The following is a 15,620-nucleotide window of genomic DNA, read 5'->3' on the forward strand; positions in this document are numbered from 1 at the left end:
CCAAGCGCACAGGGCGTGCATCTGTGAAAGTGTTATGGCAAGGATGGCTTAAGTTACAAGCCATCCTGGAAGGCTACGATTTAGCAAAATCTCTTGAGTCAGACTTGTGATCAAGAGACAGCTTTACAGCGGCTTTTTATTCTCTGTATTTTCATGCAGTTCGAGTTTTGGTGCACTCATACCTTTGAGCAACCGACCAAATATATCAGCGCCGGTAATAATGCGTTTCACATCGCTCCACACTAATACCACATCGTGATCAATGGCCCCATCAAACGATTTATCTAAAGAATGATTAGCCCGTATTTTTAAAATCACTTCACTTAAACGCATCGCTTCATCAGCAACAATTATAGGTCTGTGACAATAGTGATAAGGGTCAAACGTATCTGGCTCAAATAACGCTGATCTTAAAAAGCCGTCAGCATCTACCACTAATAAAGGCCAACCGTCTTCATTGGTAATGATCACCCAGTTATAACCTGACTTATGTAGTTTGCGTAAAAACTCATTATCAGTTGTTAATGTAAGGTCTGGGAAAATAGGCAAATCAAGCTTAGTAGGCAAAGCAATAATCGAGTCTGGATCAATTACCTCACCCTCTTTGGTTACGCTTATTTCATCTAAGCTAAAAAAGTTAAGCGCGCCTATTCCCTCAACGTGTTGAACATCAGCTTCTTCAGCCTCTATGTGTTTGCGAATAATACCCCTGAGCTCACTTTCAGCAAAGTACGTAATCCCCTCTTTACCTAACCATGCATCGAGAATTAAAGCAGTTGGCTTAGCAACTATATAAAACAGAATCTGATAAAACTTAATTAACGGCGAAAGTAGGCTCGCCATTTTTAACGCATTACGCGAAAAATAAGCCTGTGGTGTTATTTCACCAATAATAGTAATTGCGATAGTTGAGAATAAAAACGAACTTGCGCCCATTAATACCGAATCAGAAAGTAGTGTAAGTAGTACGTTAATACCTACGTTACCCCACAAAATAGTCGATAATAAAAAGTTAGAGTCGTTTCGAAGGGCCATGACTTTTATGGCCGCCTCGTTCCCTTTTGCACTTTCCATTTCAAGCTGAAGCCTACTTAGTGAAAAAAACGCTAAGTTTAAGCCCGAAAATATTGCCGATTGTGAAATACACAAAGCAATTGCACACCAAATCATGACTTCAAAGGTCATTGTATTTTCCTGTTAGTAATACCAATTCACTTAATTAAGCGAATTGGTATAAGGCTTATAAAAGCAATAAACTGCCTAAACCTAAAAAGGTAACAAACCCAACAATATCGGTAACGGTAGTTAAAATTACCGAACCAGATAACGCAGGATCAATTTTCATTTTGTCTAAAATAGACGGAATAACAACACCTGCTAGTGACGCGGCCACTAAATTCAATAATATGGCTACCGTAATCGTAATACTAAGCATTAAGTCGTTAAACCATAAAAAGGTAAGTAGGCCGATTACAAACGCCCATACCAAGCCATTTACAGCGCCAACACGCAGCTCTTTTTTAAGCAACGCATTACGGTTTGAATCTGTAACCTGTCCAAGCGCTAAACCTCGCACAATAACGGTTAATGTTTGACTACCTGCAATTCCCCCCATAGAAGCGACCACTGGCATTAATACCGCTAGTGCTACAACTTGTTCTATCGTTGCGCCAAATAAACCGATAAACCACGACGCTAAAAAGGCAGTAGCTAAATTAATACCTAACCATATGCCACGGTTTTTAGCACTTTTTCGCACACTTGCGAACAGGTCTTCGTCTTCACGTAAACCACCGGCTTTAGCGGCTGCTTCATCAGCAATTTCTTGTCGTAATTCATAAGCAGAGGCAATGGTTAATCGCCCAAGTAATTTGTTATCAACATTAACCACTGGCAGTGCCATTTTTTCACTGTGGATCACCACTTCTGCCGCTTCATATAAATCATCATCAGCATGGAGCGATGAAAAGTCATGATTTGCCAATGTCATTAAGTTATCGGTGTCGCTGGCTTTTATTAAATCATTTACCGCAACCTCACCTATTAAACTACCCTTGCGGCTTACTAAATAAATAACTTCACTGTATTGCGGTAAACCTTTGTGTAGCAATTTTTTAGCACCACCGGCTGTTAGCTTCTCCGATACTTTTAAAAAGTCAAAACCTAACCAGTGACCTAATTGCTCTGGCGGGTATTGCTGCGCTAAATCATATTGTTTGGTTTGCGCTTCATCGAGTTGCTTTTTTGCATACTCAACAAATCGCTCTGGTATAACTTCTTCAAGTTCCAGTAGCTCTTCTACATTAACTTCATCAAGAAGTTTAAAAGCCTCAGTGTCTTCTAGCGTTTGTAGCAACCACAAACAACTATCTTCACTTAAATTAACAAAAATTTCGTGTTGCGTGTCTTCATCAAGCAACTGCCAAATTTCAAGTCGTTGCTCTTTTGGTATCGCCTCAAAAAGTAATGACAGGTGCTCTGTTGAAAGCGTTAACTGCGCATCTGCTAATAATTTATTTTTGCGTTCTGTTGTATCGCATTGCAATAAATCATTTATGAGCTGTGGAAGTTGGTCTACCGGATACTCAATCATCTTAAAACCTTAAAATTTAAAAGCGCACATTATTTATAGTCTACTTGAACAATAAAAAATTGCAGAAAAAACGTGAACTTATTAAGCATGCGCAAGCTATTTTTGCGCATTGTATGGGCAAACTAAATGCAGTACTAATATTTATTTTAAAAAATTAAAAAAACAGTAAAAGGAATTATTTTTGAGGGATTAAACAACAAGTAAACAAACTAAAGGGATTACTTATAATAAAAAAAATCCCATATTAGCTAGGCTAATATGGGCAAAATCACACAATGAATTAGGTGTTTTTAAATTATGGTTTATGCTTTAAATTAAAGTCTATCAGTAATATTTCGTACTAAGTCAGAATCTACAAATTGAGTAATAAGTGCAGTGCCCCACGCATAGCCACGCTGTATTGGGTAACCTTTAAAAATCCAGCGTTTACGCACGTGATTAAAGCGCTCTAAATAGTCTTGCTTTTTTTGTGGCAGAGGCTGCTCACCCAATTTATTCCATGCTTTATATACGCCTGACATGTCAGATCCTCGCATAAAGCGTTGCAACCAACGTGGAAAACGAGAAAAGCTAATAGTGGACTGAAAATCAATAAAGTAAGGTTTACCGTCTGCGCCGCATAAAATATTACCCATATTACGCAAGTCTAAATGCACGATGCCTTTGCGATGCATTTTTGCTACTTGACGCTCAAGCTCACTAAAAAAGTTAACAGGTAGTGTTTTGTCTTCATGAATTAAAGCGCGCAGTGGCGTGCCTTCAATATAGTTATAAGCAACCGCTATCGGCGACAATCTACAAAGGCGGTTAGCAACTGCATCAAGCTCTGCTAAACGGCTCAACCCTTTATACTCTTGATTTACCGACATTCGTGCAAATGTTTTGCGGATAAACCAGGGGCTTTGGCTAAAATCTTTAACGATTAAATCAAATTCATTATCTTTATATCGATACACAATCGCGTTAGCAAAACGTCCCTTATGGACAACACTTAAGTGATGTTGCATAAAAGTATGTTCTGGATATTGCTGTTGTAATTGTACTAACAAATTATTTTCAATCATAACAAACCTAACAAGATGATAACCTTAATTGCCTAGGCAACTATATTATCAAAGTTAGATTCTGCGCACAATCAGATCAACTAATTAGCACGCTAACTTTCTATTGAAACAGTATCGCTATTTTATTGATAATCTACTTTTGGGGGGAGTCTGGCAGTGAATCAAGATTATTTATAGCTTTGAATAGTAAGTCGATTATTTGGTTTTTTTCTGGCTCTGAAAAACCATTTAATGCTTGCGCATAGACTTCGTTCACTACAGGCATAATTTCAGGACAAAGAGCTTTACCTTTTTCACTTAAACACAAAATAGTTGAGCGCTTATCAAGCTCACATTGCGTTTTAATAATGAGTCCTTTTTCTTCAAGTCGGTTTAGTAAGCGGCTCATAGCGCCACGATCATAAACCATATATTCGCAAAGTCCTGCAAGCGTATTAACCGACTCTCTCGCAAGTAGAACAACCACAATATATTGCGCAGAAGTTAAGTCCATAGGAAGTAACTTGGCATCAACATGAATGGCTAATCTCGAACGTAAAAAAGAGACTAAACGCCCCAAATCTTGCTCTGGCGCTAACTCTTCTCGAGTACAACGTTTAATTGATGGCATGTTTTGCATGGTTATTCCACTGTATAAGTATATTTGCATGCTGATAGACCTTAACGCATACAAAAAATTCAATAATTTTTATAAAAAATCGCCCACAAAAATAAAGCCGCTATTAGCGGCTTTTAGTGTAGGGCTTTAAGCTTTGTTAAATTTTAAATTGGCCAACTAAGTGTCCTAAGCTTTCACCACGCCCAGCTAAATGCTGACCAACTGAAGAGGTGGTTTTACTTGAAATAGTTAGCTCATTAACTATTTCTTGAATAGCAAATACATTACGGTTTATTTCTTCTGTAACGCTACTTTGCTCCAGCGCCGCTGTCGCAATTTGTGTGCTCATGTCGTTAATTGATCTAACTGAGCTTGTTACAGCGCCTAAACTTTCTGAAATAGCACGAGAGGATTCAACAGAGCGATTACAACTACTTTGGCTTGCTTGCATTGCTGCAACTGCATCTGATACTAAATTATGTAGCTCACTCAACATTTCACTAATCTCTAGTGTGCTAACTTGAGTACGACTTGCTAGGCTTCTTACTTCATCGGCTACAACTGCAAACCCTCTGCCTTGCTCACCTGCTCGCGCAGCTTCTATTGCAGCATTGAGTGCAAGTAAGTTTGTTTGCTCAGCAATTCCACCAATTACACTTAGTACGCTATTAATCTTTTTAGATTGATCACTGAGTGAATCAACCTGTTCAGCAGCTAGGTTAATTTCGCCCATTAAGTTTGAAACCTCACAGAGTGAAATATCAACACACTCTTGAGCTTTAGCAACTTCTTGCGTTGCCGCTTGAGTTGACTCTGCCACTTGGTTTGTATTTTGAGCCACCTCATGAGAAGTAGCCGACATTTCGGTAATAGCCGTTGCAACAAGGTCTGTTTCATGATTGTGATTAAGTAACTTGTCTTCAATTAATCGTGTTTGTGTATTTATGTCACCAGAAGCTGTTTTTACATCGTGTGTTACATCAACCACATTAGCAATAATGCCATGTAGCTTACTTACAAACATATTAAATGCTTCGCCAAGTTGACCTATTTCATCATTAGTATCAATGTCTAGACGCTTAGTTAAATCGCCCTCACCTTTTGCAATATCGTCAAGGCTTTGCGCCATGCGCTGTATTGGTTTTACCATTGTGTTTGCGGCAACTAACGCACATATAATTGTTAAAACAACCCAAAATAAAGCAATTAATAATAAGGTCATTACCTTATCATTCATGTGCTCTTGCATTGTTGTTTGGTATTTAAGTAGCTCTGCGTCTATATCATCCATATATGCGCCAGTACCAATCATCCAGTTTGTGCCTGGTATCATTGCTGCATAGCCCATCTTTTCAACTAAGCCTGTGGTATTTGGTTTTTGAAAATGATAGTTAAAAGCGCCACCGCCTTTTCTAGCTTGCTCTAATAAGCCCACTATTATTTTTTTACCGTTAGGGTCAGTCATCCCTATTTTGTTTTGCCCTTCAATAGCATCACCTAGTAATGCATGAAAAACACTAATGCCATTGGTGTCGTATATAAAAAAGTAACCACCTTGGCCAAATGTTAAGTCTCTTAAAGCGTTTTTAGCATCTTGCTCAGAGCCATTTGCTAATTGATAGCGAACAATTTTGCTAGCAATTTCAATTTCGGTACTTAGTAACGTTTGCTTGTCACTTATTAACTTAGTTTGAAATGCTTCAAAATTTTGTTGCTGATTTTTATTCTCTAAATAATAAGAACTCAGCATTAAGCTGATCAAAAGTAGCATTAGCGGTAAAATAGCTAGTAACAGCAATTTGTTTTTCAAGCTTAAATTACTCATTTTTTCTCCGAGGTGAATAAAGGTGTGTGTGCAGCAACAACTAAAATCTAGCAAAACTAATATAGTTTGCAGATTTACTTATTTGCCCAAAATAACTTCGCTCATTTATATCGCTTTAAACTTATATTAAGAAAAGCATAGGTGAAATTAGGTAGGACCAAGTTAGTTAGAAGTCAGCTTAGCCATATTATAATCCCAACTCGGCATTTTAGACACCAATAACGCAGAGACCTTAGTCTTAATAAAAATAATTCATCCAACGTTTATCCATTATTTAAAACACTCTCTATAAATAATATCCACGTAGCCTTACTGCTTTTATTTAAGTTAATTAATTTTAATTGCAGCGAGTTAGATTATTTGTAAGCGAGTATAAACATTGACCTCAAGGTTAAATTAATATGTAGAGATTAATTTTTTATTAACATATAATAACCCTATCTTCCTAGTACCAAATAACCAGATAGATTGAAACATATTGTTTTGAGCCACTGTTATGAATTAATAAAAATGAATTACTAATGAAATATATTTTATATCTTGCGCTTTTAATCTCTAGTCAAGTATTTGCAAAGCCTGTAAATAATAGTATTGCATTTTACTATTCGTACCCGATACCTCTAGCCGAAATGACTTTTTATTCTCGCGTTGTAGTTCAGCCCGAACACGTCACTGAGCACGAACTTAATTGGTTTAAACAACGTAATATTGCTGTTTATGCTTATTTAAGTGTTGGCGAGTCCTTTAATAAAAATAAGTCATCACTTAGTATAAACCCCAACTGGAATAGCCATATTGCCGATTTAGCATCAGCACATTGGCAACAACATATTCAAAGGAGCGCTGAGACATTAAAAGCACGTGGTTTTAGCGGCTTATTTTTAGATACTCTAGACAGCTATCAACTTTTAGATGACAAGCACAGTAAACCCGAACAACAAGCTGGATTAGTCACCATAATAAGCTCTCTATCTGAAACTTTTGATAAGCACCTTATCCTCAACCGGGGCTTTGAGCTATTGCCTAAACTCGCTAATTTAGCCAACGACTTAGTTGCTGAGGGTTTGTATAGCCACTTCAACCCTAACGACAATAGCTATACACTGACTAACAAAAACGACCAAAATTGGCTAAGCGCACAATTAAAAAAAGCACAAAACTTAGGCCTCAACGTCCAAATTATTGATTATGCAAAGCCCGATAACCGCCTCGCTATGGCACAAAAGATTATAGACGCAGGTTTTAATCCATGGGTGACAGATGGCCACTTGCAAACATGGGGTACATCATCGATAACACCGGTGCCTAGGCGAATATTAATTCCTTATAATAGCGATATTTCACCATTAGTTAAAAAATCTGTTCATTCAAAGCTTGCTACAATCATAGAATACTTAGGGTATATTCCTGATTATGTAGATGTAGCTAAAGAAAGGTTACCTAGAATAGATCCGAGTTTACATGCCGGCATTATTTCTTGGACTACTAGTAATATATTTTATAGTACTGAGATTATTAAATGGCTAGAAGAAGGTTTAGAAATAGTACCGGAACTAATATTAGGGGAATTACCTCAATCAAATAAATTACTGATTAGTTTAGGCGTAGAAAATATAAATAATGCGCAACCTGGCCCTTATAAAGTTGAATACTTTGCCGATTGGCTAAAAGGTGAAACTACAAAAGCACCTGTAATTATCAGACCAAATTCCCTTAAGTTAACCTCGGACGCCACAGCGTTAATTAGCATTAGTTCAGCAAATGGTAAAATCCTAGCGCAAGGAAGTAAGACTAAACTGGGTGGCATAATAGTAGCCCCTTGGCTAATTGATAATTTACCACTGGAAGGCAGTAAATGGGTGATCGACCCTAAGAAATTGTTAAAGAAAGTACTAAATTTACCCACAATATTAGCTCCTGATACAACGACTCTAAGCGGAAGGCGTATGTTAACTTTGCATATAGATGGCGATGGATTTAGTAGTATTGCGCACTTCAAAGGTAAGCCATACAACTCAGAAGTAATTCGCGATGAGGTAATAAAAAGGTACAAATTGCCATTAACCTCCTCCATAATACAAGCAGACATAGAGCCTAACGGCTTACATTCAAAACAAAGTAAAGAACTTGAGCAAGTTGCAAGAGATATATTTGAACTACCTTATGTAGAGGTTGCATCGCACACATATAGCCACCCTTACTTTTGGAAAGTGCTATCAGGAATACAAAACATAGATGAAGATGATACGAAATACGGACTTAATTTAAATATTCCTGGGTATCTCTCTGTCGATTTAGAAAAAGAAATTTCAGGGTCAATTCAATATATTAATGAACGACTGACGCCAAAGAATAAAAAAACAGTATTAATTCTATGGTCAGGCGATGCGGTTCCAGGACCAAAGGCTTTAGCCATAGCAAGAAAAGCTGGCGTGCTCAACGTGAATGGTGGTAATACTTCAGTAAAAGCTGATAACCCAACTCTTACAAATGTATCGCCAATTGGACGACCTGAAGGTGACTTGTTATACCAAATTTATGCACCCATTATTAACGAGAACGTATACACCAACTTGTGGCATGGGCCTTATTATGGTTTTAAGCGCCTAATCGAAACATTTGAAATTACAGAAAAACCATACAGATTAAAACCCTATAGTATTTACTTTCATTTTTATTCTGGTGAACTACCTGCTGGACTTGATGCCCTGAAATATAATATAGACTACGTACTTGCAAGACCGAATACGCCAGTACATTTAAGCCAGTATGCAAAAATAGCTAAAGACTTTTATTTTTCAGCTCTTGCTAAAAACAGCAATAACGAATGGGTTTTTAGCTCTCAAAGTATTCGAACATTACGTATTCCCAATGATTTTGATGTTCCTAATGTAGCTCAAAGTTCAGGAATATCCGGCGTCACTCAAAAGGGTAATTACATTCATATAACTGATGATTTAGCAAAGCTTAGCTTTGATCACAGCCAAGAAAACAATGTACCGTATTTAGCTTCAGCTAATGTCTCCATGGATAATTGGCAAGTGAATGGAGCTGTCAGTTTTAAAGCCTGGGTGCCTGCTAAAATTGATTTAGTTAATGGGCGTTCTTGTGAGTTTGTTTCTAATGATGGAAAGCGCTTTAAAGGTAAATCAAATGCTGATATCACACAGTTTAGTCTGCCAAAAGGTCAATTCTACGGTTACTTAAAATGTAAAAGAGCTGCTTGATGGTGAGTAATAAAAAACTAAGCTCTTATTGTAAGTAACATATTGATACATTCTTTTATCGTTTTTCTAAGTATAGGTTTGTAGGTTGCTCTTAATAACTCGAGTGGCAAACCAATGGGTTTTATTGTGGTGAGTTAATCAAACCAGCATGTTATTATACCCCTTGAGTATATGGTTGAATTAACATGTAGAAATTAATCTTCCATTAACATATAATAACCCTATATTACTAATACCAAATAGCTAGATAAATTGGACCGCATTACTTTGAGCCACAGTTATAAATTAATTGAAATGAATTACTAATGAAATATTTTTTATACCTAGTGCTTTTAATTTCTAGTCAAGTATTTGCAAAGCCTGTGAATAATAGTATTGCATTTTACTACTCAGCGCCGATGCCATTAGCCGAAATGACCTTTTATTCTCGCGTTGTAGTCCAGCCTGATCTTGTGACTGAGCACGAACTTAATTGGTTTAAACAGCGTAATATTGCTGTCTATGCTTATTTAAGTGTTGGTGAGTCGTTTATTGAAAGTAAGTCTTCACTCGCAGTTAACCCTAACTGGAATAGCCATATTGCCGATTTAGCATCAGCACATTGGCAACAACATATTAAAAGTAGCGCTGCGGCATTAAAAGCACGCGGCTTTAGCGGCTTATTTTTAGATACCCTAGATAGCTATCAGCTATTAGATGCTACACACAGTAAACCCGATCAACAAGCTGGGTTAGTCACCATAATAAGCTCACTATCTGAGACTTTTGATAAGCACCTTATCCTCAATCGGGGATTTGAGTTATTGCCTAAACTCGCCAATTTAGCAAGTGACTTAGTTGCTGAGGGTTTGTATAGCCACTTCAATCCAACCGACAATAGCTATAAAGTGACCAACAAAAACGACCAAGATTGGCTAAGCGCACAATTAAAAACAGCACAAAGTTTAGGCCTCAACGTCCAAGTTATTGATTATGCAAAGCCCGGTAATCGCCTTACTATGGCACAAAATATTATAGACGCAGGTTTCAATCCGTGGGTGACCGACGGTCACTTGCAAACGTGGGGCACATCATCAATTACGCCGATCCCTAGGCGCATTTTAATCCCTTATAACAGTAACGTAAAACCACTCATATACACTACCGTACACTTAAAGCTTGCGACCATGATTGAGTATTTGGGGTACATACCTGATTACATAGATATGGCAAAACGCGACTTACCTTTGGTTGACCCTAGCTTACATGCCGGTATTATTTCGTGGACCTCAAGCGATGCATTTTACACCCCAACACTTACCAATTGGCTTGAAGCTAATTTAGGTGTTGTGCCAGAACTTATTTTAGGCGAGTTACCACAGTCAACTAAATTACTATTTAACATGGGTATTGAGTCGTTAAACACACTACCTGAAGGTCCATATAAACAAGATAGCTTTGCACCTTGGCTCAAAGGAGAATCCACAACACCTCCCCCTATCGTTAAACCATATTTACTAAAATTAGCAACTAATGCGACTCCTTTAATTACAATAAAATCAGCTGATAACACAATAATTGTACAAGCGGCTAAAACTAAATATGGTGCAGTCGTGGTTGCTCCTTGGCTAATTGATACATTTCCGATGGAAGGCAGCAAATGGGTTATTGATCCGCGTACATTGCTTACTCAAGCAATGGGGTTACCACCTATATTAGTGCCAGATACAACCACCGAAAGCGGCAGGCGAATGCTTACTTTGCATATCGATGGAGATGGATTTACAAGTATTGCCCACTACGCAGGTAAGCCTTATTCAGCAGAAGTAATTCGAGATGAAATAATTAAACACTACAAACTACCGTTAACGTCATCAGTGATCCAAGCTGATATTGAAGAAGGCGGTATTCATTCTAAACAAAGTGCCAAACTCGAAGGCATTGCGCGTAGTATTTTTAACCTGCCTTACGTAGAAGTTGCTTCACACACTTATAGTCATCCCTATTTTTGGACAGCACTATCTGGGCGAAAAAAAATAGATGAAGACGACACAGATTACGGTTTTCATCTAGACGTGCCTGGCTACAACACAATTAGCCTTAAAAAAGAAATTACCGACTCGATAAAGTACATTAATGACAAGCTCGCACCTAAAAATAAAAAAACAGTAATGATGCTATGGTCTGGTGATGCAACACCTGGCCCAAAAGCACTTGAACTTGCTCGTGACGCTGGTGTGTTAAATGTCAATGGCGGTAATACTGATGTAAATGCTGATAACCCAAGCCTTTCTCACATCTCCCCTATCGGTCGCCCTGAAAGAGATTTGCTGTATCAAATTTACGCCCCCATATTAAATGAAAATGTTTACACAAACTTATGGCATGGCCCTTATTACGGCTTTAGACGCTTAACCGAAACATTCGAAATAACAGAAAAGCCATATAGGTTAAAACCTTACACTATTTATTATCACTTTTATTCAGGTGAAGTACTTGCGGGCTTAGACGCTCTAAAACACAACATTGATTATGTTTTAGCAAGGCCAAATACACCGGTGCATTTAAGCCACTATGCAAAAGTAGCAAAAGACTTTTACTTTTCTGCACTTGCTAAAAACAGTGATAATGAATGGTTATTTAGCTCAAAGTACATTCGCACTCTGCGCATATCTAGCGATTTTGATGTGCCAAACATAGCTCAAAGTGAAGGTGTATCTGGTGTAACTGAAAAAGGTGACTACATACATATTATAAATAACATAGCTCGCCTTAGCTTTGATCATAGCCAAAATAGTAAAAAACCTTATTTAGCATCTGCAAATGTTGTTATTAATAACTGGCAAGTTAACGGACCGGTTAGTTTTAAAGCATGGGTGCCCGCTTCACTTGATTTAATTAATGCACGTTCTTGCGAATTTGTATCTAATTTGGGTGAGCGCTTCAAAGGTATTAATCGGGGTAAATTAACACATTTCAAAATACCTACAGGTGACTTTTATGGTTACCTTAACTGCAACGGATCTGCTCTATAATGAATACTAAAAAGCGCCCTCAGTTAATTTCTATAAAAACAATATTAGCGATACTAGCTGTAAGTTGTTTTGCACTTTATGCGTTATTTCCCCATACCTTATTTTTTGAAGATGATGCACTTTCACAAGATTATACCTTTGAGAAATCTTACCTTAATGCAGCGCTCAATACAGAGCCCGACAACGAAAAGCTACGCGCTAAATTGGTTGAGCTACATATAGGGCTTAGTGAGTATTCACAAGCCACTAACGAGCTTGAAAAGCTACCTAGAGGTGAGCGCAAAGCAACACTTGAAATAAAGCTGCTCTACTCATTATGGCTAGCAAGCGGTGCTAAAGTTGACGACCGCTTTGAAGAGTTATCTTTAAAAATTGGTGCTCATAAAAACTGGAACGAACAAATATTAACTATTGCAAAAGCAGTTGGGTTAAATGCAAAAGTTGCTCAGTACTATCAAAAAAATAAACAGCCTCTCCTTGCAGCCGATTACTGGTTAAGCGCAGGCGAACCAGACAAAGCATTCGCTATTTATAAAACAAATATAAATGCTGATATTGCAGCTAAAGCGATTGAAACTGCACTTGGTGCAAATAACCCGATACAAGCTTATGCATGGTGGAAAACCTATGGCGACCAAGCCAATATTAAACGCACACTTTATTTGGCTAACTTAGCAGGCAATACAGAAGATGCGGCTCAAGCCATTGAAAGTTTATTAAAGACCGATCCAAATAACAGCGAGTACTTAACACAAGCAATGCATCTGCGTTTAGCAAATGGAAATGCAAAAGGGGCTGAGCAATTACTTGCAAAGCTATTACTACAAAGCCCAGCTGACAAAGAGCTACATTTATTAAATTGGAAGATAAAGCGCTGGCAAAACAAGCCTAAAGAAGCACTTCGAGAGTTTAAATGGCTAATGTCTAACAAAGCTGTAACTCCTGCGATGCTTACCGATAGTATTAACGATGCCACCGCTTTATATTTATACCAAGACGCTAATGATATATACGAATATAAAGCCCAAAATAGAAATCTAAAAGGTAATGGCTTTGCTAATTGGATGCAAGCTAACGAATTTATTGGTAACACAAAGCAAGAATTAAATAATATTGAACGCTTTGAGCAAATAAATGGTAAAAGTGCATTATCACAATATTGGAAAGCAAAAGTACTTCACGATACTGGTAATTTAAAAGCATTAAGAGCTTTGTGGCCTACATATAAAGGGCCTAAAAATGAAGAAGATTTACTTTGGATTGCCCGCGCATTTTGGCTAGATGATGACTTTTCTACAGCTCTGCAAGTACTAAAAAACAAACATGAAAGTTCTGACGATGAGTTTTGGAGCGCCAATGTTGACATGGCAATGCGAGTTAAGGACAAAGCTCATGAGCTATATGCATTAGAGAAGTTACAAAAAATAAGTCCTTTGAGCGTAGGCGACATGCTGCACTACCAACAACTGCGCTTTGAAGGTAGGCCTCAGGAGCTTCTTGATTATTTATGGAAAAGTGAGTCGCAAACTGACCGTCAATTGATTCAAATTGCATTATTAAGCACACAAGTAAATGATGCTAAATCAGTTGCACGTATTCATGCTGAACTTGATAAACAACGATATAATAAAGCTCTCTATCCTGCTTGGTTAATTCTTTCTAATTGGTATCAAAACCAAAGTGATTTAAATTCAGCTTATACAACTTTAAACCGCGCTGCTAAATTAAGCGAATATGACTCTGATGTTGTGCTTGCACAAGGTTGGTTAGCGCTGCAAATGCATGACACTGTAATGATTGGCCGCATTTTAACACGCTATTCTCAAAGCGACACTTCCTATGCGTGGACGCAGCTCTTAGCTAGCCTATCTATTTATGAAAAATCATATAACAGTGCCTACTTTTATTTGCGTAAATTGGCCATTGCAGAGCCAAGTGACTTAACAACACTGGTTAACTTAGCCGATGTAATGAAACAACTTGGATATTATGCAAATGCTGCTGAACTTAATCACTATTTACTGCAACACTTACCTAAAGATAAATATGCATATAGAGGCTTAATGTTTCGCTGGGCGGGCGCGATGGCTGTTCCTCATTTAATGCAATTAAACACAATGGAAGAACTTGCCCCCGACACTATTGGTGAGCCCCAAACAAACTGGTGGTTAGCACGCCGAGCTGCACAAAAATTAGAGCCATGGCAAAAGCTACAACTTTATATGACCAACGGCGAGTTTAATAAAGCGAAACAGCTTATAGCTGAAGGTTCACTAAGCAAATTAGATGAACTAAACGCCCTACTCTATTTAAAACAACCCTATGCCACCATGCAACGTTGGTACGAAGAACTCACTGGCGAGGCAAATGAATCGCAATTGAGTTTACTCAGAAATGCACGCGCATCCTATTTTAGAGCGCTTGAAATAAACCTATCGCCAGAGGCTGGTTTAAACAGTAGCCAGTACGATGTAAACGTTTATTTTCCTTATGCTAATGGACAATGGAAATTAAGTTTAAGTAATCAGCAAAACCTTGATAACAACGGATTACTGTTTGCAATAGAAGATAAAATGACATTTGGTCGTTGGTATTTTGATGCAAAAATAGATTCGCACCAAGGCAGCTTAGTTAGCCGCCAAGGTCTTAGCTTAGACTCTCGTTATCAATGGGATTCACGAACACAGGTAGGTTTAAAGCTTGAATATAATGTTGAAAACCGCCAATCAGAAGCACTACTTAGCTATGCTCAGCTAGATAAAGCCACGGCCTATGTTAACTACAATATTGATGGTAGACAAAACGTACAGCTATCAGCAGCAGCGATGTCTTTTTCTCGAAGAAGCGATGGCAGCTCACTAATAAACGGCCAAGAATATAATGCTCGTTACCAATACAGCATTTTAAAAGACCGCCCAATTTGGAACGCTTATTTTAGTGCGCAATGGCAAGACTTTGAACGTGTTAATGCATTAATAAATACAGATGCAAGCAGAAGACCGCTAAGAGTTGACCTTCAACCATTTAGACGTTTTGCACTAGGGACTTCATTTGCTTCAACTGGCTCATTAGAACCTCCTTATTTAGGCGCAAGCCCTTCGTGGTTATTTGATATAAGCACTGGCTATCAAACACTTAACGATACAGTAGATGTATCAGTTTCAAGTGGCGCAGGTTGGTCTGTACTGGGCGATGATTTATTTAAATTACAGCTGGGTTACCAAAGTAGTAATAAAGTGGGTAACTCAGATACACAATTACAATTAGGTTATTACGTACATTTTTAATGTTAGGAGAGA

8 protein-coding genes are annotated in these 15,620 nt (G+C 37.9%); 3 read left to right on the forward strand and 5 right to left on the reverse strand.

The annotated features are described in order from the left end of the window. Positions 1 to 123: 123 nt before the first annotated feature. From H5118_RS14775 to H5118_RS14795, 5 genes are all read right to left on the reverse strand, one after another. On the reverse strand, positions 124 to 1,185 hold the full coding sequence (locus H5118_RS14775) for a DUF21 domain-containing protein (protein ID WP_024598984.1): 1,062 nt from the start codon (positions 1,183 to 1,185) through the stop codon (positions 124 to 126). Positions 1,186 to 1,240: 55 nt separating this feature from the next. Next, positions 1,241 to 2,593, reverse strand: coding sequence for a magnesium transporter (locus H5118_RS14780; protein WP_165724231.1), 1,353 nt, complete (start codon positions 2,591 to 2,593; stop codon positions 1,241 to 1,243). 314 nt (positions 2,594 to 2,907) lie between these two features. Then, a complete protein-coding gene (locus H5118_RS14785) occupies positions 2,908 to 3,657 on the reverse strand; it encodes an RIO1 family regulatory kinase/ATPase (RefSeq protein ID WP_182749275.1) in 750 nt (249 codons plus the stop codon). Positions 3,658 to 3,790: 133 nt separating this feature from the next. Further along, positions 3,791 to 4,306, reverse strand: coding sequence for a MarR family winged helix-turn-helix transcriptional regulator (locus tag H5118_RS14790; protein WP_259397988.1), 516 nt, complete (start codon positions 4,304 to 4,306; stop codon positions 3,791 to 3,793). A gap of 106 nt (positions 4,307 to 4,412) precedes the next feature. Continuing rightward, a complete protein-coding gene (locus H5118_RS14795) occupies positions 4,413 to 6,080 on the reverse strand; it encodes a methyl-accepting chemotaxis protein (protein WP_182734118.1) in 1,668 nt (555 codons plus the stop codon). Positions 6,081 to 6,601: 521 nt separating this feature from the next. Between H5118_RS14795 and H5118_RS14800 the strand changes: the two genes are divergently transcribed. The 3 genes from H5118_RS14800 to H5118_RS14810 all read left to right on the forward strand — a co-directional run bounded on the left by H5118_RS14800 (position 6,602) and on the right by H5118_RS14810 (position 15,608). Next, entirely contained in the window at positions 6,602 to 9,307 is a 2,706-nt protein-coding gene (locus H5118_RS14800; protein WP_182749276.1) for an endo alpha-1,4 polygalactosaminidase, read from the forward strand. Positions 9,308 to 9,612: 305 nt separating this feature from the next. Continuing rightward, a complete protein-coding gene (locus tag H5118_RS14805; protein WP_182749278.1) occupies positions 9,613 to 12,321 on the forward strand; it encodes an endo alpha-1,4 polygalactosaminidase in 2,709 nt (902 codons plus the stop codon). Continuing rightward, on the forward strand, positions 12,321 to 15,608 hold the full coding sequence (locus tag H5118_RS14810) for a tetratricopeptide repeat protein (RefSeq protein WP_182749280.1): 3,288 nt from the start codon (positions 12,321 to 12,323) through the stop codon (positions 15,606 to 15,608). Before H5118_RS14805 ends, H5118_RS14810 begins: the two co-directional genes overlap by 1 nt. Positions 15,609 to 15,620 lie beyond the last annotated feature (12 nt).

Source organism: Pseudoalteromonas sp. SR41-1 (assembly GCF_014164015.1).
Classification (GTDB): Bacteria; Pseudomonadota; Gammaproteobacteria; order Enterobacterales; family Alteromonadaceae; genus Pseudoalteromonas; species Pseudoalteromonas distincta.

Excerpts from the sequence above, each read along its gene's own strand:
- H5118_RS14775 (WP_024598984.1), bottom strand. The coding sequence starts at position 1,185 with ATGACCTTTGAAGTCATGATTTGGTGTGCAATTGCTTTGTGTATTTCA.
- H5118_RS14780 (WP_165724231.1), bottom strand. The coding sequence starts at position 2,593 with ATGATTGAGTATCCGGTAGACCAACTTCCACAGCTCATAAATGATTTA.
- H5118_RS14785 (WP_182749275.1), bottom strand. The coding sequence starts at position 3,657 with ATGATTGAAAATAATTTGTTAGTACAATTACAACAGCAATATCCAGAA.
- H5118_RS14790 (WP_259397988.1), bottom strand. The coding sequence starts at position 4,306 with ATGCAAATATACTTATACAGTGGAATAACCATGCAAAACATGCCATCA.
- H5118_RS14795 (WP_182734118.1), bottom strand. The coding sequence starts at position 6,080 with ATGAGTAATTTAAGCTTGAAAAACAAATTGCTGTTACTAGCTATTTTA.
- H5118_RS14800 (WP_182749276.1), top strand. The coding sequence starts at position 6,602 with ATGAAATATATTTTATATCTTGCGCTTTTAATCTCTAGTCAAGTATTT.
- H5118_RS14805 (WP_182749278.1), top strand. The coding sequence starts at position 9,613 with ATGAAATATTTTTTATACCTAGTGCTTTTAATTTCTAGTCAAGTATTT.
- H5118_RS14810 (WP_182749280.1), top strand. The coding sequence starts at position 12,321 with ATGAATACTAAAAAGCGCCCTCAGTTAATTTCTATAAAAACAATATTA.